The sequence below is a fragment of the Salinicola sp. V024 genome (genome assembly GCF_052645315.1).
The window spans coordinates 63853-84862 of record NZ_JBQXYB010000016.1; the positions used below are offsets into that span (position 1 = coordinate 63853).

The 21010-nt window shown below is 61.3% G+C and carries 17 protein-coding genes and 1 pseudogene; 13 read left to right on the top strand and 5 right to left on the bottom strand.

Annotated features, from left to right (window positions below):
• The first annotated feature begins 149 nt into the window (after positions 1–149).
• The 6 genes from ACUN9V_RS18015 to ACUN9V_RS18040 all read left to right on the top strand — a co-directional run bounded on the left by ACUN9V_RS18015 (position 150) and on the right by ACUN9V_RS18040 (position 6711).
• Complete coding sequence (locus ACUN9V_RS18015; protein WP_445512372.1) at positions 150–842, top strand: response regulator; 693 nt, start codon at positions 150–152, stop codon at positions 840–842.
• On the top strand, positions 839–2257 hold the full coding sequence (locus tag ACUN9V_RS18020) for a sensor histidine kinase (RefSeq protein ID WP_445512373.1): 1419 nt from the start codon (positions 839–841) through the stop codon (positions 2255–2257). The genes ACUN9V_RS18015 and ACUN9V_RS18020 overlap by 4 nt, the downstream gene beginning before the upstream one ends.
• Complete coding sequence (locus tag ACUN9V_RS18025) at positions 2254–3294, top strand: ABC transporter substrate-binding protein (protein ID WP_445512374.1); 1041 nt, start codon at positions 2254–2256, stop codon at positions 3292–3294. Before ACUN9V_RS18020 ends, ACUN9V_RS18025 begins: the two co-directional genes overlap by 4 nt.
• A gap of 153 nt (positions 3295–3447) precedes the next feature.
• Positions 3448–4749: a shikimate transporter gene (gene shiA / locus ACUN9V_RS18030; RefSeq protein WP_445512375.1), complete on the top strand. Its 1302-nt coding sequence runs from the start codon at positions 3448–3450 to the stop codon at positions 4747–4749.
• Positions 4750–4969: 220 nt separating this feature from the next.
• Positions 4970–5206 carry a hypothetical protein gene (locus ACUN9V_RS18035; RefSeq protein ID WP_445512376.1) on the top strand — a complete coding sequence of 79 codons (237 nt, stop codon included), beginning with the start codon at positions 4970–4972 and terminating at the stop codon, positions 5204–5206.
• Between the two features lie 2 nt (positions 5207–5208).
• The gene (locus ACUN9V_RS18040; RefSeq protein WP_445512377.1) at positions 5209–6711 is read left to right on the top strand and encodes a sodium:solute symporter family protein; all 1503 of its coding nucleotides are present in this window, start codon (positions 5209–5211) and stop codon (positions 6709–6711) included.
• 285 nt (positions 6712–6996) lie between these two features.
• Here the strand turns inward: ACUN9V_RS18040 and ACUN9V_RS18045 are convergent, their stop codons facing one another.
• A complete protein-coding gene (locus ACUN9V_RS18045) occupies positions 6997–8469 on the bottom strand; it encodes an aldehyde dehydrogenase family protein (RefSeq protein WP_445512378.1) in 1473 nt (490 codons plus the stop codon).
• Between the two features lie 135 nt (positions 8470–8604).
• Complete coding sequence (gene pobA / locus ACUN9V_RS18050; protein ID WP_110060831.1) at positions 8605–9792, bottom strand: 4-hydroxybenzoate 3-monooxygenase; 1188 nt, start codon at positions 9790–9792, stop codon at positions 8605–8607.
• A 168-nt stretch (positions 9793–9960) separates the two neighbouring features.
• On the opposite strand from pobA, the gene ACUN9V_RS18055 reads away from it, so the two are divergent.
• The 3 genes and pseudogenes from ACUN9V_RS18055 (at position 9961) to ACUN9V_RS18065 (ending at position 12972) form a co-directional block, all read left to right on the top strand.
• Positions 9961–10851 (top strand): helix-turn-helix domain-containing protein, encoded by an 891-nt coding sequence (locus ACUN9V_RS18055; RefSeq protein ID WP_445512379.1) that lies wholly within the window; start codon positions 9961–9963, stop codon positions 10849–10851.
• Positions 10852–10937: 86 nt separating this feature from the next.
• Complete coding sequence (locus ACUN9V_RS18060) at positions 10938–11921, top strand: Bug family tripartite tricarboxylate transporter substrate binding protein (RefSeq protein ID WP_445512380.1); 984 nt, start codon at positions 10938–10940, stop codon at positions 11919–11921.
• A gap of 126 nt (positions 11922–12047) precedes the next feature.
• A pseudogene (locus ACUN9V_RS18065) lies at positions 12048–12972 on the top strand (IS481 family transposase).
• A 62-nt stretch (positions 12973–13034) separates the two neighbouring features.
• On the opposite strand, the gene ACUN9V_RS18070 reads toward ACUN9V_RS18065, so the two are convergent.
• Entirely contained in the window at positions 13035–13823 is a 789-nt protein-coding gene (locus ACUN9V_RS18070; protein WP_445512385.1) for a dioxygenase family protein, read from the bottom strand.
• 407 nt (positions 13824–14230) lie between these two features.
• Here ACUN9V_RS18070 and ACUN9V_RS18075 point away from each other — a divergent pair, with 407 nt between their 5' ends.
• The 4 genes from ACUN9V_RS18075 (at position 14231) to ACUN9V_RS18090 (ending at position 19613) form a co-directional block, all read left to right on the top strand.
• Entirely contained in the window at positions 14231–15436 is a 1206-nt protein-coding gene (locus ACUN9V_RS18075; protein ID WP_445512381.1) for a Gfo/Idh/MocA family protein, read from the top strand.
• Positions 15437–15471: 35 nt separating this feature from the next.
• The gene (locus ACUN9V_RS18080) at positions 15472–15957 is read left to right on the top strand and encodes a MarR family winged helix-turn-helix transcriptional regulator (protein ID WP_322528070.1); all 486 of its coding nucleotides are present in this window, start codon (positions 15472–15474) and stop codon (positions 15955–15957) included.
• A gap of 629 nt (positions 15958–16586) precedes the next feature.
• Complete coding sequence (locus tag ACUN9V_RS18085; RefSeq protein WP_445512382.1) at positions 16587–17624, top strand: TAXI family TRAP transporter solute-binding subunit; 1038 nt, start codon at positions 16587–16589, stop codon at positions 17622–17624.
• Positions 17625–17654: 30 nt separating this feature from the next.
• Positions 17655–19613, top strand: a complete 1959-nt coding sequence (locus tag ACUN9V_RS18090) for a TRAP transporter permease (protein WP_445512383.1) — start codon at positions 17655–17657, stop codon at positions 19611–19613.
• A gap of 89 nt (positions 19614–19702) precedes the next feature.
• Here ACUN9V_RS18090 and ACUN9V_RS18095 read toward each other — a convergent pair whose 3' ends face one another.
• On the bottom strand, positions 19703–20554 hold the full coding sequence (locus ACUN9V_RS18095) for an IS3 family transposase (RefSeq protein WP_445512386.1): 852 nt from the start codon (positions 20552–20554) through the stop codon (positions 19703–19705).
• Positions 20518–20829, bottom strand: a complete 312-nt coding sequence (locus tag ACUN9V_RS18100; RefSeq protein WP_445512384.1) for a transposase — start codon at positions 20827–20829, stop codon at positions 20518–20520. Before ACUN9V_RS18100 ends, ACUN9V_RS18095 begins: the two co-directional genes overlap by 37 nt.
• Between the last annotated feature and the right edge of the window lie 181 nt (positions 20830–21010).

Here is a 21010-nt window from a genome sequence, read left to right on the forward strand (position 1 = left end):
GGACTCGGGCCGGCTTTGCCTACCGACAGCGCGATGCTAGAGCGCTAACCTTTCATCAACCTGTCATCTAAACCTTTGTCGTATAAGACATTAGTCGCATAGGACATTAGTCGCATACGACAAGAGCTCGATGACGCCGAGACACCGCCATGCACCTGCTCGTGATCGAGGATGACCCACTGCTGTCGCGCTCGCTGACCCAGGCGATGATCCGCCACGGCTACACGGTCGATGCCCTGACCCGCATTGACGAGGCTAACCGGGCGCTGCACCAGGGGCGGTTCGATCTGGTTCTGCTCGACCTGGGCCTGCCCGACGGCAGCGGTCTCGGCGTGCTCGAATGGTTACGTGCCCATGCCGATCCCACGCCGGTGATGATTCTGACCGCGCGGGACGCCCTCGAGGACCGGGTGCGAGGTCTGGACCTCGGCGCCGACGACTATCTTGCCAAGCCGTTCTCGATCACCGAGCTGGAAGCGCGAGTTCGCGCCCTGCTGCGCCGCAGCCAGCAACGGCTCGACAACAGTGTGCGCTTCGGTGCGCTGGTGCTGGATACCCGCTCGGCCAGCGCCTGGTTGAACGACGCCTCGCTGGACCTGCCAAGGCGAGAATTCAGCCTGCTCGAAGCGTTGATGCTCAATGCCGGGCGAATCGTTCAGCGCGAGGCACTGGAAAACCGCCTGTTCGGCTTCGAAGCGGTGGGCGCCAACGCCCTGGACGTCTATGTCAGCCGGCTGCGCAAGCGTCTGGCGGGGTCCGGCCTGTCGATCCGCACGCTGCGCGGACTGGGCTATCGGCTCGAAGCCTCGCGGGAGACGTTCGACGAGGCGCGGCGAGAGTGATTTCACCGCGCACCTCGCTCAAGCGACGCCTGACGCTCTGGCTGATCGTGATCGTCGCCGGCCTCGGCACGCTGTTGTTGATCGAGGCCTACACTAGCGCCCGCAAGGCCGCCGACCGGGCCATGGACGGCCAACTGGAGGCCGCCAGCCTGACCATCGCCGAGTCGCTGCAGTGGCCGGAAGGGAAGCCGACCCTGGAAATGCCGGCGTCGGCGCTGCAGATTCTCGCTACCCGCTGGCAGGAACGGGTGTTCTACTGGCTACAGGCGGATAACGGAGTCTCGATTACACAAAACGCCGATCTGCCCATCACCGCCGCCATGCAGGAGCAGGCCCGCCATCAGCCGGTCTATCTCGATGCCGTCTACGATGGCCGGCCGATTCGTCTCAGTGGCCGCGAAGTGGATTCCGCCGGCTGGGACACCCAGGAGCCAGTGCAGCTGTGGGTGGGTCATACCCGGCGCGGCCGCGACCTGCTGGCACAGGAACTGTTTCGCAAGAGTGCCACCCGCTTCGCCGCGATGGTGCTGATCACCGCGGCGCTGGTGGCCATCGCCATGCGCACCATGCTGGCGCCGCTGCGTCGTCTCCGTCAGGCGCTGCGTAGCCGGCGCGCCGATGACATCAGCCCGTTGACCCTCGGCGTGCCCCGCGAGATGCAGGAGCTGGTCGAAACCCTCAACCGGCTATTCGCCGATCAGCGCGATCAGCGCGATGCCCTGCTGCGCTTCATCGCCGATGCCTCGCATCAGCTCAAGACGCCGCTGGCGGGACTCCAGAGCACCAGTGAGCTGGCGCTGACCAGCCGTGACCCGGACAGCTGGTATCAGGCGTTGAATACCGTCCACGACAGCGCCGAGCGCACCAGCCGTCTCGCCGGCCAGATGTTGAGCCTGACCCGGCTGCAGCACCTGGGGCCGGGACACGAACGCCAGCCGCTGGCGCTGGATCGGCTGATGCGCGAGGTCGCTACCGACTGGGCCGACCGTCAGGACAGCCGCGATCACGATCTCGGCCTGGTCATCGACATGCCCACGCCGGTATGGGTCGAAGGAGAACGCTGGGCTCTGCACGAACTGCTCAACAACCTGCTCGACAATGCCTGTCGCTACACGCCGCCCGGCAGCGAAATCACGCTGGGACTCGCCCACGACGACGGCGACGACGAGCGGGTCACGCTCTCCATCGAGGACGACGGCCCCGGCGTCGATGCCGAATCGCTCGGCCGCCTGACCCAGCCGTTCGAACGCGGCCGGCGCCAGGATACGCGCGGCTCCGGGCTGGGGCTCGCCATCGCCGAGTCCATCGCCTTGCGCCACGGCGGTCAGCTAGCGGTCTCCAACCGGCAGCCGCGAGGACTCCGGGTCACCCTGACGCTGGCCCGCTGTCGGCCACCTGAGGAGCACAGGGCATGAAACGACGCCTGCAGGTGATGCTCGGCCTTGCTCTGTGGCTGATTCTTGTCGGCACTGGCACCGCCCGAGCCGGCGAAAAGCTGATCATCGAAGCCGCGCTGGACCGCCCCATCGTCGAGCCGATACTCGACGCCTTTGCCGCCGAGAATCCGCAGATCGATCTCGACTATCGAGACCGCTCGACGCTGGAGGCCGACCGACGTGCCCGGGACCGTGAATCGCCGCCGGACGTGGTCATCAGCTCGGCCATGCCGTGGCAACTGGCGCTCAGCAACGAAGGCATGGCCCAGCCCCTCGACGCGCCGGAAGTCGACCAGTGGCCGGCGTGGGCGAAATGGCGCAACGAAGTCTTCGGCTTCACATTCGAGCCGGTGGTGATGGCCTATCGCCTCGAACTGGCCTCGCACATGCCGCCACCAGAAACCCACCGCGACCTGCTCGACCTGCTGACCCACTATCGTCACTGGCTCGACGGCCGCGTGGTCAGCTATTCGCCGCGCGACAGCGGGGTCGGCTACACCCTGCTTCAACAGGACGCCCGCTACACGCCGCGAATGTGGGATCTGATCGCCGCCATGGGCGCCGCCGACGTGCAGCTCGAAACCACCACCCAGCGCATGCTGGAAGGCTTGAGCGACGGCCGCTACTGGCTCGGCTACAACCTGCTGGGTTCCTATGCGATGCTCTGGGCGCAGACCCACCCCGACATCATCGTCCAGGTTCCCAACGACTACTCGCTGGTGCTGATGCGAATGGCGTTCGTCCACCGTGACGCACCGCACCCCGCGGCGGCCAAGCGTTTCGTCAGCTTTCTGCTGAGCCGGCGCGGCCAGCACATCCTGGCCGGCCAGACACCGCTGTTCAGCGTGCGCGATGATGTCATCGGCCCCTACACCGCCCAGCGGCTGCGCGATCAGGTCGGCGACCATCTCTACCCGATCCCGATCAATGCCACGCTGCTGGCGTTCGTCGATCCGCTGCGCCGCCAGGCGTTCCTGCGCCGCTGGTATCGCGAAATCCGGATTCTTTCAGAATGAGGGATGTCGGAATGGGCGATACCGATATGGCGACGGCTCCCGAATTGCCCCTGTGCCCGTCGTCGCAATGCCGTAAGATACGGCGCCGCCACATCGATGCAGTGCCCGAAGCACGCACCTCGATGTACAGATACCGATGACCGAGAATCCCCAATGAGCGTAGATGCGACGACCATTGCCCCTGCCCAGTCGACAAGCCAGGCCAAACGCGCCGCCATCGGCAGCTTCGTCGGTGCCGTCGTCGACTGGTACGACTTTCTGCTTTACGGCATCGTTGCCGCGCTGGTCTTCAATTCGCAGTTCTTCCCCAACGTCAGCCCCGCCGCCGGCACGCTGGCCGCGCTGGCCACCTTTGGCGTCGGCTTCCTGTTTCGCCCGCTGGGCGGCCTGGTCTTTGGCCACTTCGGCGATCGCCTAGGACGCAAGCGCATGCTGATCCTGACCGTGATCCTCATGGGTGGCGCGACGGCACTGATCGGGCTGCTGCCGACCTACGCCCAGATCGGCGTGTGGGCACCGATTCTGCTGGTTACGCTGCGTGCGATCCAGGGTTTCGCGGTGGGCGGCGAATGGGGCGGTGCGGCGCTGATGGCGGTGGAGAGCGCACCGCCTGGCCGTCGCGCGTTCTACTCCAGCGGCGTGCAGGTGGGCTACGGCGTGGGCCTGATCCTGGCCACCGGTAGCGTCTCGCTGCTCAGCTACGGATTGAGCGACGCCGATTTCACGGCCTGGGGCTGGCGCCTGCCGTTTCTGTTCAGCGTGGTGCTGGTACTGGTTGCGCTGAAGATCCGCTCGAGCCTCGAAGAGTCGCCGGAATTCGTCGAAGCGGTCGAGCGAAACGACCAGAAGCCTGCCAGACCGCCGATCCTCGAAGCGCTCAAACGCCACCCCGGCGCCTTCGTGACGATCATCGCCATGCGCCTGGCCGAGCTGTTCACGATGTATATCGTGACCACCTTCGCGCTGAGCTACTCCACCGGCTATCTCGATCTATCGCGGGACCTGTTTCTGCATATCGGTCTGCTGGTCGGCGCGATCAGCTGCGTCACCATCCCGTTGTTCGCGTTCCTGGCCGACACGCTGGGACGTCGGCGTGTCTACATCACCGGAGCCATCGTCGGCGTGCTGGCCGCCTTCCCGTTCTTCATGGCTCTGCAGGCGGGTTCGATCCTGTGGATCGTGATCTTCGCCGTGGCACTGGCCAATCTCGCCCACGACATGGTGGTCAGCGTGCAGCAGCCGATCTTCGCCGAGCTGTTCGGCGCCGCCTATCGTTACAGCGGCGCCGGGGTCGGCTATCAGGTCGCCAGCGTGATCGGCGGCGGCTTCACCCCGTTCATCGCCGCCGCCCTGGTCGACCTCTACGACGGCAGCTGGGTACCGGTGGCGATCTATCTGGCCGCCGGCTGTCTGCTCTCCGCCCTGGGTGCCGCCTGGATGCTGCGGAAGCGGTAACGGGCACCGTGATCGACAGCTAGTGCTCTACCCTTTTCTCCAAGAGATCTGCGACCAATGTCGCAGATCTTCGTCGTAGACGAAGCCTCGCTTTCCGAACCGATAATGGCCATCCATCGCCACGGATAGCTATAGTCTCCTCGCTCGCCGCCGCTGGCATATTCTGGCCGTCTTTTGCCTGAATTCGCATCGCCACCGCGCACGTCACCGAGGTGCTTTAATGAAGAAAAGAATCAGTGAACCGGTCAAGAAACCGCTGGTCTGGATCGGCTTCGTCATTCTCTTTGCCCTGATCAATCCCTGGTATTTTCCCGATGGTTCCTGGTCGCCACTGTTTTTCGGCGTTCCCTACTGGGCGCTGATCATCCTGATCGCCTCGCTCGCATTGTCGATCTTCATCACCTGGGTGGTGATGACACAGTGGGAAACCGGCGCTGACGAAGACGAGGAGCCGTGACGATGGAAGTGGAACTGGCCTTCAGCGGGTGGTCCGGCATTCTGGTGCTGATGCTCTACGGCGGTCTGATGCTGGCCGTGGGCGTCTACGCTTTCTTGCGCAATCGAGGCGTTCGCGAGAGCCTCGACGAGTACTATCTGGGCGGGCGTGGCCTCGGGGTGATGGTGCTGTTCTTCACCTTTTTCGCCACTCAATATAGCGGCAATACCGTGGTCGGCTACCCGCCCACGGCCTACCGACTCGGCTACCAATATCTGGTTTCGGTGCCGTTCTTCATCATGATCATCATGGTCTATCTGCTGTTCGCACCCAGGCTCTATACGTTGGGCCGACGCTTCAACCTGCTGACGCCGGTGGACTGGATCGACCTTCGATTTCGCTCGAAAAAGGTCACGATTCTGGCAGCGATTCTGATGCTTTACGGGCTGGGCAACTATCTGCTCGAGCAGTTCGTCGCCATCGGCCAGGGCGTCTCCGGTCTCACCGGCGGCACGATTCCCTATCAGGTCGGCGTGGTGTTCTTCATCGTGATCATGGTCGCCTACAGTTGGCTGGGCGGGATGCGCTCGGTGGCCTACACCGACACCATTCAGGGGCTGGCGCTGCTATTCGGCGTGTTCACGCTGCTGATCGGCTCGCTGATCTATCTCGGCGGGCTACCCACGGCGGCCGAGACGATGATCGCCGAGGCACCAGAGAAACTTGGCGCCCCGACAGGGGGAAGCCTCACCACCTGGTTCTGTCTGCTGGTGCTGGTCGGCATCGGCGCGGCGATCTATCCGCATGCCTTTCAGCGGATTTTCGCGGCACGTAGCGAGCGCACGCTCAAGCGTTCCTTTATCCGCATGGCCTACATGCCGTTTCTGACTGCTGGCGTGGTGTTCATGGTCGGGATCATCGGCATCTCCGCCTTCCCCGACCTGACCACCGCAGAATCCGAACAGCTGGTGGGAATGATGGCTAATGCGCTGGCCAACCAGAATGCCTTCTTCTACTGGGCGATGGTACTGCTGTTCGGCGGCGTGATCGCGGCCATCGTCTCGACCGCCGACTCGGTACTGCTGACCTTCTCGTCGATCGTCTCCAACGATCTCTATGGGCGGTATATCGCGCCGAACGCCGATGAATCACGCAAGATTCTGGTGGGCAAACTGGTGGGGGTCGCCGCCGTCGTCGTGCTGGTGCTGATCGCCTGGTATCCGCCGGGTACGCTGTATCAGATCTTCGTGCTCAAGTTCGAAGTCTTGATCCAGACCGCGCCGGCGCTGATTCTCGGACTCTACTGGAGCCGGCTCAATACGCAGGCCGTCTTCGTCGGCATGCTCGCGGGCACCGTACTGGCCGCCGTCTTCACGTTCGCCGGTTACCGCCCGCTGGGCGTCTACAGCGGATTGTGGGGGCTGCTGCTCAATCTGGCGCTATGCGTGGGCGGAAGCCTGCTCAGCCAGGCCACGGAAGCTAACCGGCAGCAAGCGCTGGAGGTGATCGGTTGGCAGCGTCCATGACGGCGCTCACCCCCACCGCGCCGCAGCCGTAGACCATCAGGCTGCTGCCGAACGCCGGCTTGAGACGATTGGGGACCGAGCCGCTCCCGGTCTGAACGCCGCAGCCCAATGGGTAAAAGACAGAACGACATGGCCCCCGGCTCGGTCAATGTCAGAGTCTCCACCAAGAAAGGCGTCCTTGTCTCGCGTCACAGCCGCTTTGATTTGCATGGAAAGATCCTCACGATGTTGCGGTGAATGCCCCCGGGCCATACCAAGGCCCGGGGTATCGTTCCCGCCTGCGGGTTAGAACGGATACTGACGCGGTTCATGCTGCAGCGTGATCCAATGCTCCGTGGTGAACTCATCGATCGCCCAGTCGCCGTTGAAGCGGCCCAGGCCGGAGTTCTTTTCACCGCCGAACGGCGCATGCGGCTCGTCGTTGACGGGGATGTCGTTGACATGGGTCATGCCCGCCTTGATGCCCTGCGCGAAGCGAACGCCACGTTCCAGGTTGCTCGTGAAGACCGCGCTCGACAGACCGAACTCGGTGCGGTTGGCCAGCTCCAGCGCATGCGCTTCGTCGCGTGCGGATTGAATGCCCACCAGCGGCCCGAAAATCTCCTCGTCGGCCAGTTCCATGTCTGCCGTGACATCGCCGAACACGTGCGGCGGCAAGACATTGCCCTCGGGATCACCCCCGGTCAGCAACGTGGCGCCCTCGGCATGCGCCTTGGCGATCTTGGTCTGGAGTCCCTCAAGCTGCCTGGCGTTGATGATCGGCCCCACGGCGGTCTCGGGATCGGCAGGATCCCCCAGACGCAATGCCTTGACGCGTTCGACAAAGCGGGCGGTGAAGGCTTCACGCAGCGGCTCTTCGACGATGATGCGATTGATCGCCATGCAGATCTGGCCCTGATGGAGGAACTTGCCGGCCACCGCCGCATCGACCGCCTGCTCGACATCGGCATCCGCCAGCACCACAAAGGGACTGTTGCCGCCGAGTTCCAGGGCGACGTGCTTGAGATGCCTGCCGCCGCTCGCCAGGCGACCGATATTCAGCCCCACGGGGGTGGAACCGGTGAAGGTGATCAACGAAGGCACGGGGTGCTCGACGAAGGCATCGCCGATCTCTGAACCGGCACCGACGACGACGCTCAACACGCCCGGCGGCAGCCCTGCCTCTTCGAAGATGCGTGCCAGCAGCAGTCCGCCGGTCACCGGTGTATCGCTGGCGGGTTTGACGACCACCGCGTTGCCCAGCGCCAGCGCCGGCGACACCGAGCGAGCGCTCAGGTTGAGCGGGAAGTTCCACGGGCTGATCACGCCCACCACGCCCAGCGGCGACCGATAAACGCGACTTTCCTTGCCGGGAATGTCCGAAGGCAGGATGCGGCCGTGGGCCCGGGTCGGCATGCTGGCCGCTTCCTGGGTTATCGCCCGCGCCGCGCTCCACTCGATCTGCGCCTTGATCCGCGTACTGCCCGACTCGCGAATGATCCAGTCGATGATCTCGTCACGGCGCTCATCGAAGATCGCCACCGCGCGTCGCATGACATCGCCACGCGCGTTCGGCCCAAGCGCTGCCCACTCGGCCTGGGCCGCCTGGGCGTGACGGTAGGCATCGTCCAGGTCATGCCGGTCGGCCATCGCCAGCTCGAGCAGCGTCTCCCCGGAATACGGATTGGTCACGGTCAGGCGGCGCTCGGCACTTCCTTGGCGCCAGCCTCCCGCGATCGGCTGGGTATCTTGGCCGACAAACAGCGATGCTTGTGTCATGTATCTCACCTCAATCGACGTACGAAGACGCGCCCAGCAGGGCCGCGTCGTGGTCATGCGAGCCTAGCCGGATAATTAATACGCAGACTAATAGTAATGATCAATCAGCTTGATACATGGCCTAAGACTCATGTCTTAGGATTCCAACGGCTCATAGGGCAAGCCGACGTAGTTCTCGGCGATGGTCGTCAGGCCTGCCTCGGAGCCGGTGACATAGTCCAGCTCGGCTTGTTGCATGCGGGCGCCGAAATCCTCGTCCTCGGAAAACTTGTGGAGGATCGAGGTCATCCACCAGGAAAACCGCTCGGCCTTCCAGACACGCTTGAGACAGGTCTGCGAATAACGCGGCACCAGGTCGGTGCGGCCCTCGTGATAGACCTTGACCATCAGGCGATACAGCGTGTTGACGTCGCTGGCCGCCAGGTTGAGCCCCTTGGCGCCGGTCGGCGGCACGATGTGCGCGGCATCGCCGACCAGGAACAGCCGCCCGTGCTGCATCGGCTCGGCCACGAAGCTGCGCAACGGCGCGATGCTCTTCTCGAGCGAGGGACCGGTCACCAGATTGGCCGCGACGTCCTCGGGCAGGCGGCGCTTGAGTTCCTCCCAGAAGCGCGCATCGGACCAGTCCTCGACCTTCTCGTCCAGCGGCACCTGCACGTAGTAGCGGCTGCGGGTCTGGGAACGCATGCTGCAAAGTGCGAAGCCCCGCTCGTGGCGCGCATAGATCAACTCGTCGGAGACCGGCGGCGTGTCGGAGAGCAGCCCCAGCCAGCCGAAGGGATACACCCGCTCGAACGTCTTCAGCCGGTCGGCGGGAATCGACTGGCGCGAGACGCCATGATATCCATCGCAGCCGGCGACATAGTCGCAGTCGAGCCGCTGCGTTTCGCCGTTGTGCTCGAAGGTGATGTACGGGGCGTCGGTTTCCAGATCGTGGGGCTGCACCTTGTCCACTTCATAGAGCGTCTGGCCGCCCTCGGCGGCGCGTGCCTCCATCAGATCCCGAGTCACCTCGGTCTGGCCGTAGACCATGACCTGCTTGCCGCCGGTCAACGCCGCGAGGTCGATGCGCACCCGACGGTTGTCGAAGGCCAGCTCGACGCCGTCGTGCGGCAGGCCTTCGGCATCCATGCGGCGGTCGACACCGGCTTCGCGCAACAGATCGACCATGCCCTGCTCCAGCACGCCGGCACGAATGCGGCTCAAGACGTATTCGCCGCTGCGACGCTCGAGGATGACGTTGTCGATCCCCGCGCGTTGCAGCAACTGCCCCAGCAGCAGCCCGGAGGGGCCGGCACCGATGATCGCGACTTGGGTTTTCATGGCAATCTCCTCTTATTCGGGTCTGGCAGCACGGCCAGTCATCGAGTTGCATTTTTCACCGATGAAAACCCGCGAATAAGACAAAATCCCCCGCGTGAATTTATACTTTCCCAAGATCCGACCATAACTTTGGTCGAAGCCTCGACTTTCGTCGCACAGGAGATTGCCATGTCGGCATCGCCCAATCGCACCATTCCCGTCTTTCAGCTGTATGGCGAAACGCACCAATGGCCGACCCCCGACCTGCTGCATTGCGAGTCCATCGCCGAGCGCAGCCGACTGCACGATTGGCATATACGGCCGCACCGCCACGCCGATCTCGTGCATGTGTTGCATATCGCGCACGGCGACGTGAACCTGACCTTCGAGGAGGGTGCGCAGCGTCTGACGGGGCCGCTGCTCATCGTGGTGCCGGCCATGACGGTGCACGCCTTTCGCTTCTCGCGCGATGTCGACGGGCATATCGTGACGCTGGCCATGCCGCTGGCGCGACATATCGCCGACACCCTGCATCCCCAGGGGCAGATCCTGGCACGCGCGGCGTTTTACCCGCTTGCCGACCAGCCGGAACGCGCCCCCATCGCCACCCTCGTCGACCAGCTCGATGCCGAGTACCGCCATCCCGCCGACGGGCGCGACGCCTTGCTCGAAGCCTTGCTCAACAGCTTGCTGGTGCTCGCTTCACGGCGCGCGACCCGACGCCAGGCGCGTCCCGCGTCACGCCAGCATGAGCGGGGCGAGGCGCATCTGGCCCGCTTTCAGCAGCTCATCGAAGCCCACTACCATCAACAGCCCAGCATCCCCGAGTTCGCCGAACGCCTGGGCATCAGCAGCGCGCATCTCAGTGCGGTCTGCCAACGCCTCGCCGGCCGCAGCGCCCAGCAGCTACTGCACGAGCGCGTCCTCCTCGAGGCCAAGCGCCACCTGACCTATACCAACATGACCATCGGCCAGGTCGCCGAGCGGCTCGGCTTCAAGGAACCGGCCTATTTCACGCGCTTTTTCAAACGCAGCATCAAGCTGACGCCGAGCGCCTTTCGTCAACGTGGAGGGCGATGAAGTTCGCATAGAAAACAAAAGTACAATTTACGCACATACGTGAATCGAACAAAGTGGGAACTTCACAATCACGAAGACACGACATCATGCTCAAGCAAATCTTGCCGATTGCAGCCGCGGCCTCACTGGGTTTCTCCTCACTCGCCGCCGCCGAGCCACTGCCCCCTTTGCCATCAGCCACTTGTATAGCCCCGTCCGGGCCCGGCGGCGGCTGGGACTTTACCTGTCGCAGCGTAGGTAGAACGCTGAACCAGCTCGAACTAATCGAAAATCCGGTACAGACCGTCAACATGCCAGGCGCTGGAGGTGGTGTAGCCTATGCCCATATTGCCAGCAAACGGGATACCGATCCGACCTTGTTTGCTGCCGCCAGCACCGCGACACCTACACGTCTGGCCCAGAACCAGTTTCCCGGAATGGACGTAAGCCAGATGCACTGGATTGGTGCAGTGGGAGCTGATTACGGAATCATTGCCGTGCGTGCCGAATCTCCATACTCGGATCTCAAGACGTTAATGCAAGCCATCAAAGAAGATCCTCGCAGCGTAAGTTTTGCCGGAGGCAGCGCGGCAGGGGGTTGGGATCATCTGAAGATATTAATGACTGCGGAGAAAGCCGGAGTCACAGCACCAGAAGCGCTAAAATATCTTTCCTACAACAACGCTGGAGACGCTGCGACACAAGTGGCAGGAGGACACGTCGATGCTTTTTCCGGCAACATCTCCCAAGCCCTGGGTTTCTATAAATCTGGTGACTTTCGCATCTTGGCAGTTCTTGCCGAGGAACGTTTGCCCGGCAACCTAGACGATATTCCCACCGCCCAGGAGCAGGGAATCGATGCCGTAGCCCCCACTTGGCGCGGTTTTTATGCCCCTGGGGGGATCAGCGACGAGCAACGTGATTGGTGGGTTGCGGCACTCGACCAGCTCAACCACAGCGCAGAGTGGCAAGCGGTGATGGCGCAGAACGGCTTGATGCCCTTTGCCAAGACAGGAGAGGATTTTGAAGCGTTCGTACGCCAGCAGATTGGAGAAATTAGCCGACTCTCTCGTCAGGTCGGACTGATGTAGACATCTATCTCTAGGTGTGATCACGGTAGGTTTTTCATACGGAGCCTACCCGAAAAACTGGGGGTGCGAACCCAACCAACCCCCAGTAGGCCCGGATGAACACCCAATAAGAATGCCCGTCTCACTTTGCACGGTCGAGCCCTGGTGGCAGGACGTGTCATCCACGAAGGCCTACGCCTCAGAGAGGTGGCACAGGCCCAGGGCATCAGCGTGAGGACGGTTTACAAGTGGGTTCGTCGCTTCCGCGAAGAAAACCACGCAGGCCTCCAAGACCGTACATCACGCCCAGCCCGAAGCCCTTTTGCGACAGATGCAGCCACTGTGGAGCAGATACTCCAGCGTCGTCAGCAGCGCCAGATCTATCCCGGATCGCCCAAGCGTTGGGAATCGGCCAGAACACAGTGGCACGGATTCTCAAGCGCAAGGGGCTGAGCCGACTGGCAGTGCTGTCACCGGCAAGACCAGACAATCGTTATGAGCACGATGCACCAAGGGGTTTCCTGCATCTGGATATCAAAAAGCTGGGGCGTTTCGAGTGGCCGGGGAATCGCGTGACAGGCGATCACCAGCAGAATACCGCAGGCGCTGGATGGGAGTATGTCCATGTTGCCATCGACGACCACTCGCGACTGGCCTACGCCTTCACCCGGATGAGACGGGTTGGAGCGCTTGCTTGGCCCTGCTCAGGACCGTGCGCTATTACGCCAGCCTGGGCATCTGCTTTAACCGGGTGCTCACCGATAACGGCGCCTGCTCGCCTGCTATCGGTCCCACCGCTTCCAGCGCCTGTGCCGGCGGTTAAAGCTGAAAGACCACCGAACCCAACCGTATAGCCCACGCACCAACGACAAAGCGGAGCGGTTCATTCAGACAGCGCTACGTGAGTGGGCTTACGCTCGCACCTATGCCAGCTCGGAAGAGCGCGGCGAGCACCTGCTTGCCTGGCTTCATTAGTACAACTGGCACCGGCCGCAATGCCAGCCTGGCTTACCATCCTCCGGTCAGCCGATTGGGCCTTTCCGTGAACAACCTGATGGGTTTACACAGCTAGCATGGCCACGATCAGCGGCGGCATCCGGCGCAGAAAGCGTGCCGACAGGAAGAAGGCCAGGATCATAATCGTCGCCAGCAATGGCGTGTTCCAGCGGCGCGACCCTGTCGAGGCCGAACTTGAGCAGCACGCCGCAGTACTGCTAGATGATGGTCGAGAACTCGGGGGGCGGTGAAGGTGAAAATGCTGCGATGCACGCGGAAGGTGCCAGCCTCGGCACCGTCGACGACGGCACCATGGATGTGTTGTTCGAGACGATCGAACTTACTCGTCATGATCAGGCTCCTCACGGATGGTGGAGGTTCAGAGAGGCCCGCCGGCGCTCCGACCTTGGCCGTGCCCGCCTGCTGGCTGGCCTGGTTTTGTTCGTCTTCCTTGGCCTGCGGACGCTTGTGGCGCACCTGCAGCTCGGCGGCATCGGTCGGCGACAGCGCAACGTCGAACATCACCTCGGTGAAGGACCCCTCGAAGCCGCGTGCCTCGATAGCAGCGGCGTCCTCGACCCGATGCCCCTCGACCACCAATTCCTCGCGCGTGGCGAAGGCGAAGTCGTCGAAAGTGTAGGGATCGCCGGCGAGGTTGATCTGGGTGGTCAGGTGCTGGTGCCCCGGCGCCGAGATGAAGTAGTGGATGTGCGCCAGGCGCTGGCCGTGACGGCCGAGCAGATCGAGTACCTGCTGGGTCGGACTGTCCGGCAGGCAGCCATAGGCCGGAGAGTAACTCGCGATCAGGATCGCAAGCGTTCTTTCATCGCGCAGCCTCGCTTTGCCGCATTTCAGCGCGCTGGATCTATCCGGGACCAGGCAACCACGCCTGACCACAGGATTCGCGATGGCCAAAGCCTTTAGCACGGCGGGCAACTCAACACTTCCTCAGATTCATATCCACGTGGCTAAAGTCGAATGCCTAGCGCACTTGCATTGTATCGACTCAAATACTTAGATATAAAACTATACTGACAGTATCCGCAATCCGAGAAGGGATTTCCCATGCTGATCACGCTTGGCGCACATCTGTCTGTGCAGATGCCCAACGACCCAGTACGCCGCTGTGCGCTCTGCGCTGCTTCCCAGGAAAACCAGACCTCCGAACCCCGCGAAGGCTCTAGTCCATGGGTACGGAAAGCGAGACGAAGCATCGAGATCTCGCCCCTCCGAGTCCGAGCGTCGGGACGTCATCATGGCATGCCTCTCGCGTGTCTGTTCGAGCAAATAGGCGATCGACTGACCGAAAGTGAATCGACCATATGGAGATGGAAATGACAGAATCTCGCCTGCAACTCGGAATCGCCGGATTGGGCCGCGGCTTCATGTTGCTACTACCCACGCTCGCGGCACATCCTGGGATTCGCCTGGTCGCAGCGGCTGACCCTCGCGATGAGGCACGCCGGCAGTTCGAGACTGATTTCGGCGGCATCGCTTATGACGAGGTCGCCGAGCTGTGCGCCGACCCCAACGTCGAAGCCCTCTATATCGCCACACCACACCAGTTTCATCGCGAACACGTCGAGCTGGCAGCAAGACACGGCAAACACGTTCTGGTCGAAAAGCCGATGGCATTATCGCTTGTGGACTGCCAGGCCATGATTACAGCGATGCGCCAAGCCAAGCGCTGGCTGATGGTGGGCCACAGTCATAGCTTCGATGTCCCCTACCTACGCACTCGCGAAATGATCGATAGTGGAGAATTTGGTGCGGTGCGCATGATACAGGCACTCAACTTCACTGATTTTCTCTACCGTCCTCGGCGTCCCGAGGAGCTCGACACCACACGCGGTGGCGGCGTGGTATTCAGTCAAGCGGCACATCAAGTCGACATCGTTCGCCTGCTTGCCGGCGGACGGACGAAGTCTGTTCGCGCCATCACTGGCAGTTGGGACGCCGCCCGCCCCACCGAGGGCGCCTATAGCGCATTACTTAGCTTCGACAACGGCGCCTTCGCCAATCTGACTTACAGCGGTTTTGCACACTTCGATAGCGACGAGCTCTGCGGCTGGACCAGCGAATTGGGGAAGCCTCGCGATCCTAGTCAGTATGGCCATGCCCGGGCGCATCTCGCTCAAGTGCATAGTGCCGAAGAGGAAGCCGCACTAAAGAACACTCGAACCTATGGCGCAGGCCTCTCTCTCGCCAACAGTAGCCTAAAGGGTGTCACGCATAACCATTTCGGCTTCATCATGGTCTCCTGTGACCACGCCGACCTGCGCCCCTCTCCCGCCGGCGTGCAAGTCTACGCCGATACGCGGCGGTATCTGGAGTCTCTGCCATCGCCGGCAGTGCCTCGCCGCGAGGTTCTCGACGAGTTGATCGACGCCGTGCGTCACGATCTCGCGCCCGTTCATTCCGGAGAATGGGGCCTTGCCACCATGGAAGTCTGCTTGGGTATTCTCGAGTCCGCGACCACCGGTCGCGACATGACGCTTTGTCACCAAGTGGGGCTGCCCTGTCCCGCCACATCGAGGTAAACTGTGGCTATCAGTCAGTTGGTTAGGATACAGATATGTCGCGAAGCAACGAGCGAGAGGCGAGAACGGTCCTTCAGCACTGGCAGGAAGACATTCCCGACGATCGCTTGGCACACCTGGTTCGCGATGCGGGGCGCCTGTTTGCCAAGAGCCTGCAAACGAAGTTGACAGAACACTCCGTCAGCTTCGGCCACTGGTCATTTCTACGCATTCTATGGGTAAACGAAGGTCTCACCCAACGTGAACTCAGTGAACAGGCCGGCCTCATGGAGCCCACAACCTATAGCGCATTGAAGGCCATGGAAGCCAATGGATTGATCGAGCGGCGCCAACTCAACGGCAATCGCAAGAATATCCACATCTACCTGACACCCAAAGGTCGTGATCTCAAGCAAACCCTGACCCCTTTGGCCGAAGCGGTTAACGAGAATGCGGTACGTGGCATCGACCCGGAAGATCTGAAGGCGACCCGGCGAACCCTCCTCGCCATCATCATGAATTTGGCGGAAACTACCGAGTAGCGTCGGTGTCGACTCCGCAATGCGCCGGATGCGCGAAAGCGGCCACATTGTAGGCACCCGCCTAGCGGCTTTTGCCGGTAGCCCACGACAATGATGAATCTCCCCCTTCTCTCCCTCAAGAGACCATAACCGTCGCTGAGAAATTGACCGCCCCCTGTTTCCGGCAACGATGCCACCCTGCTCGTTCCATCCTTCATGTCCAGCGATCTATGAAATCATCACGCGTCCATGAGCCAAAGCCACCGAATGGCTTGGCCCGTCGCCTTGTGAGATTCTCCGCGCACTAGCCGCCCGGCCATTTCCGCTGGCTTCTTCTTGTTGTTTCTCTTTGTATGCAAGCCCCCTAGGGGCGGACTCAGTGTCAAGTACGACTATTGGCGAGTTTGATGTCACGTTCGCTTGGGCTACCTTTGTCGTATAATTTTAGATATCTAAGCATTTGACAAAATACAACGCTTACACATCTTCCTGACCGGAGACTATTCATTATGCTGACCCAAGCAAAAAACAGCCTTCTTACACCATATCGGGGGGAAACTCCGAAGAGTTAGATCATGCATCGCGATTGGATATCTGATTGTCTTTCCAAAGAAATCGTATCCAATCAACCGACATGACGGCGAAATACCATGACCGTTTCATCCTTGAAAGAAGGTAAAATAATGAAAGCATTTATCAAAAAATCCGTGCTGGCTGCCATCCTTGTCATTCCAGGTCTGCTGATGATGATGAATGAAGCCCCTGCAGCCGAACGCTATAACCTGACCGTGGCAGGTGCCTCGCCGGGGGGGCTCTGGTCGTTGCTCGGAGCCGGTCTCGACTCGGCCCTCAAGGCAAGCTATCCCGGCTCCACCGTGACCTACCAGACCTCGGGAGGCGGCATCCCCAACGTCGCCGTGCTCGCACGCGGCAGCGCGGATATGGCGCTGATCGAGGATTCCGTGCTGCAAATGGCACGAGAAGGTAAGCCACCGTTTCGCGAGCCCATCGGAAACATCCAGGTCCTGTCCTCTCTCTATACATGGGCCCCGATGCAAGCGTTAATGCGCAAGGGGTTTGCCGAAGAGTATGGCATCGAGACCTTCGCGGATATCGCCAAGGTCAAGCCACCCATTACCATCGCCATCAACAAACGCGGCAACATCGCTTCGAACGTTGCCGCCGACATGCTCGACGCGATCGGGGCTACTCCCGAGCAGATCGAAAGCTGGGGTGGTGAGATCATTTATGCCGCTTCCGGCGAACAGTCGGAGCTGATCCAGGATCGGCGTGCCGACATGTTCATCAACAGTCTATTCATCAACCAGAGCTCGATCATGCAGGCTGCCTCCAATGTCGATCTCAAGCTGCTCCCACTCTCTCAGGAGACCATCTCCCAGGTAAACGAGGAGGCTGGAACGCACACATTCGTCATCCCTGGAGGGTCCTACGAGTGGGCACCCCGCGAAATACCGACCATCTCGATCAGTACCACCCTAGCGGTACGTGACGACATGGACGAAGAGACTGCCTACAACCTGACGAAGGCCTTCTACGAAAACTACGAGCAGATCGCCAAGGTCCATCCGGCGATGTATCGGTTGAAGCCCAATATCATGGCCTCCGTGGAAGGCGTGCCTTTCCACCCCGGAGCCCTGCGCTACCTGAAAGAAGCAGGTCTTCGTTAATCGATATAGCGATTCATCAAGAGGTTTCCCATGAAATCGACTCTCGCGCTATTAATGGAGACCGGTACCAAGCGGTCTCTCACTGGCAAGCTGGGCGCGCTCGTATATGGCTGCGCGGCCCTGATAGCCTTGGCCGTGGTCTATACGACCACCATGGTCTATATCGACCTGTATGTCATGACCGTCGTATTCCTTTCGGCCATGCTCGCCCTGCTATTCCTGACGGTAAGCGCAGGCCCCAGAGGGCGCATGGATCGCCCCAGTTTGCTCGATTGGCTGTTCGTGGCGGCCAGCATCGCCGTCGGAATCTATTTCTCCGTGGAAAGCGGTCGAATCGCGGAGCGGATTACGTTGCTCTATCCCCTAAGCATGCCGGACCTGATCGCGGCCAGCGTGCTACTTGCTATGACGATCGAGGCTACACGGCGTACCGTGGGGTTTGGTCTGACCAGTATTGTCCTGCTCTTTCTGGTCTACAATCTGTTCGGACACTCCCTCCCGGGAGCGCTCGGCTTTCGGGAAGTGGGCTACAATCATTTCCTCGATATCATGATGTTCACCTCGGACGGGCTGTTCGGTGTACCACTGCGCGTCGCCGCGACCTATGCCTTTCTATTCGTGATGTTCGGCACTTTCTTGGCCAAAGCAGGTGGTGCTGACTTCTTTTACGATCTTGCATCGGCAATTGCCGGACGCCGGGTGGGCGGACCGGCCAAGATCGCTGTCATTTCGTCGGGACTGTACGGCACGATGTCGGGTAGCCCGACATCGGACGTGGTCACGACAGGCTCCGTCACCATTCCCATCATGCAGCGTCTGGGGTATAGCAAGCCTTTGTCCGGTAGCGTCGAAGTAGCGGCCTCCACTGGCGGCAGTCTTCTCCCTCCGGTCATGGGGTCGGCCGCCTTTATCATGGCCGAATACACCGGCATCGAATATCGTGATATCGCGATAGCCGGCTTGGTGCCCGCCCTCCTTTATTATCTCTGCGTCTATGCCCAGGTCCATCTACGCTCGCAAAAATTGGGATTGCGCGGGCTAAGCAAGGAAGAGATAGCCCCCCTGGGCCAGACGCTAAGGAATGGCGGCTTGTTCATTCTTCCTCTGGTAGCCTTGTCGTCGGCCTTGCTCATGGGCTATTCGCCGACCTATGTCGCTGCCATCGCCACGGTAGTGGTACTAGCAGTGTCGGTGGTGCGACGATCGACACGCATGGGACTTCGTGCGATATGGAACACCTTGGCCGAGACCTCGCTACGCATGGTCTCGGTCGTCGCCGCCTGCGCCGCGGCCGGCTTGGTGATTGGGGGCATCTCGATGACTGGACTCGGCAGCAAATTCTCGGATCTCGTCTTCCTGTTGGCCGGGAACAGCGCCTTCCTTGCACTGGTCATTTCGGCGGTGCTGGCGATCATCCTCGGCATGGGCATGCCGACGCCGTCGGCGTTCATTCTCGCTGCGGTTCTGGTCGGCCCCACATTGACGGCGATGGACTTCAGTCCTCTACAAACCAATATGTTCATTCTTTACTTTGCCGTTCTCTCGGCAATGACGCCGCCCGTAGCAGTCGCCGCCTTTGCCGCATCCGCCATTGCCGAAGCCAAACCGCTGGAGATCGCGGCCGGTGCCGTGAAACTCGCTATCACCGCCTTCATCGTGCCGTTCGCTTTCGTCTATGGTGAGGGCCTGCTGCTAAAGGGCAACGTCATGACTATCGTCGTCTCATGCGTCACCGCCGTGATGGGTGTGATCCTGCTAAGCTTCGCTGTGGAAGGCTACTGGCGGCAACCCTTGTCCGCGCTTCCTAGGCTCGGCTTTGGTATCGCCGGCCTCCTCTTCATCGTACCCAACGTATGGGCGATCATCCTGGGCTTGGCCTTCGCCGCTTTCGCTATCGTTACTACCCCTCATCTGCGGCTCCAACGTCCACTATCCGCTCGTGTGGCGCATGTCGGTCGGTCGAACGTAGCGCGTCGCTCTGGCGAATAATCCACGTCAAGGTAGTGTAATACCGGCGGCCATTAGGCCGCCGGTATTATTTTCCAGTGGGTGTAATGACCCCCTGGTTTCTGCACACCCTACGCAGCTAATGCGGGGTGTGCCCTGGGTGCCACATAGTCCAGCGACTGATGTGGCCGCTCTTCATTGTAGTATCGGATCCAACGGTCGATCACAGCTCTTGCCTGACCCAATGACTCGAAGCGATGGAGCCAGATGCACTCCTCCTTCAAGGATCGGAAGAAGCGCTCCACGAGCCCGTTCTGTTCCGGTGTATACGGCGTCGTGAACTCCTGGATGAGGCCATAGGCCTTCACCGTGCCCTTGTAGTGCCGGCTGCTGAAGACCAGGCCGTTGTCGGAGCGTAGTGCCAGCGGTTGCTGAACACGTCCCAGTGCCCCCAATCGATAGATCAGCGCTTCCTCCAGCGCGGCCTCAGCGGTCTTGCTGCTGCCATTGTTCGATAATCGCCAGCCGAGGATCTCTCGCGTACAGCAATCGATGATCACCGCCAGGCTGGCCCGCCGATCCTTGCCGTACCACACGTGCGTAAGATCCGTTGCCCAGCGTTCATCAGGCCGTGACGCGACAGACGGAAGGCTCTTGGCACGCGGGCGGAAGCCCTGTGGCCGCTTGCGCACCTGCCAGCCTTTCAACTGCAGGATGCGCTGTATTGGCTTGCGGTTCTCACCCAGAACACACGCCAGGCGGCGATAGCCATAGGTGGGGAACCGCTCCAGGGTCAGCTTCACCCGTGCCGCCAGATCGGCATTGATGACACGCTGCCGCAGCTTGGGCCGGTAATACAGGCTCCGCCGGGGGAACCCCAGCCAGCGGCAGAGCTTGACGAGCGATACCACATGGCCTTCCTCGGCCAGTTGCGCCTGCAGCGACCTTATGAGTTCTCGTCCTCGTCGAGCAGGCGCTTGAATTTTTTTAGCGCATAGATCTGCAGATGGGCTTCGCCCAGTGCCTCCTTGGTCTCTCGGAGCTCGGACTCGTACTGCTCACGGATGTCCTTGGGGCGGGCCTTGGACCCGTTCTCCATGCTGCGCTGGGCTTCAACGATCCAGCCCTCGACCTCGGAGACAGTGAGATCGTACTGGCGAGCCACCTCAGCAGCCGTGGTCTTGCCCTTGAAGATATCCACGACCACGGCGGCCTTGCGCTTAGCGGTCCATCGCTTGATGGGGTTGTCGTCGCTCATCCTGTCCTCCTGATGGCTGCACTATACCCTGTGCTGTTCTGGAGGGGGTCACTTTGTAGTGGTCCAATGACACCGGACATCAGCATAGGTGGTAATCTTGCCACCATTAGCGAGGTGTCTGATGAGCAGGAAACGACGATCTTTTACGCCGGAATTCAAGCAGGAAGCAGCCTGTGTGGTG

What these genes read in the sequence shown, in the direction of transcription:
- ACUN9V_RS18015 (WP_445512372.1), top strand. Translation starts at nt 150, where the DNA reads ATGCACCTGCTCGTGATCGAGGATGACCCACTGCTGTCGCGCTCGCTG.
- ACUN9V_RS18025 (WP_445512374.1), top strand. Translation starts at nt 2,254, where the DNA reads ATGAAACGACGCCTGCAGGTGATGCTCGGCCTTGCTCTGTGGCTGATT.
- shiA (WP_445512375.1), top strand. Translation starts at nt 3,448, where the DNA reads ATGAGCGTAGATGCGACGACCATTGCCCCTGCCCAGTCGACAAGCCAG.
- ACUN9V_RS18035 (WP_445512376.1), top strand. Translation starts at nt 4,970, where the DNA reads ATGAAGAAAAGAATCAGTGAACCGGTCAAGAAACCGCTGGTCTGGATC.
- ACUN9V_RS18040 (WP_445512377.1), top strand. Translation starts at nt 5,209, where the DNA reads ATGGAAGTGGAACTGGCCTTCAGCGGGTGGTCCGGCATTCTGGTGCTG.
- ACUN9V_RS18045 (WP_445512378.1), bottom strand. Translation starts at nt 8,469, where the DNA reads ATGACACAAGCATCGCTGTTTGTCGGCCAAGATACCCAGCCGATCGCG.
- pobA (WP_110060831.1), bottom strand. Translation starts at nt 9,792, where the DNA reads ATGAAAACCCAAGTCGCGATCATCGGTGCCGGCCCCTCCGGGCTGCTG.
- ACUN9V_RS18055 (WP_445512379.1), top strand. Translation starts at nt 9,961, where the DNA reads ATGTCGGCATCGCCCAATCGCACCATTCCCGTCTTTCAGCTGTATGGC.
- ACUN9V_RS18060 (WP_445512380.1), top strand. Translation starts at nt 10,938, where the DNA reads ATGCTCAAGCAAATCTTGCCGATTGCAGCCGCGGCCTCACTGGGTTTC.
- ACUN9V_RS18075 (WP_445512381.1), top strand. Translation starts at nt 14,231, where the DNA reads ATGACAGAATCTCGCCTGCAACTCGGAATCGCCGGATTGGGCCGCGGC.
- ACUN9V_RS18080 (WP_322528070.1), top strand. Translation starts at nt 15,472, where the DNA reads ATGTCGCGAAGCAACGAGCGAGAGGCGAGAACGGTCCTTCAGCACTGG.
- ACUN9V_RS18085 (WP_445512382.1), top strand. Translation starts at nt 16,587, where the DNA reads ATGACCGTTTCATCCTTGAAAGAAGGTAAAATAATGAAAGCATTTATC.
- ACUN9V_RS18090 (WP_445512383.1), top strand. Translation starts at nt 17,655, where the DNA reads ATGAAATCGACTCTCGCGCTATTAATGGAGACCGGTACCAAGCGGTCT.
- ACUN9V_RS18100 (WP_445512384.1), bottom strand. Translation starts at nt 20,829, where the DNA reads ATGAGCGACGACAACCCCATCAAGCGATGGACCGCTAAGCGCAAGGCC.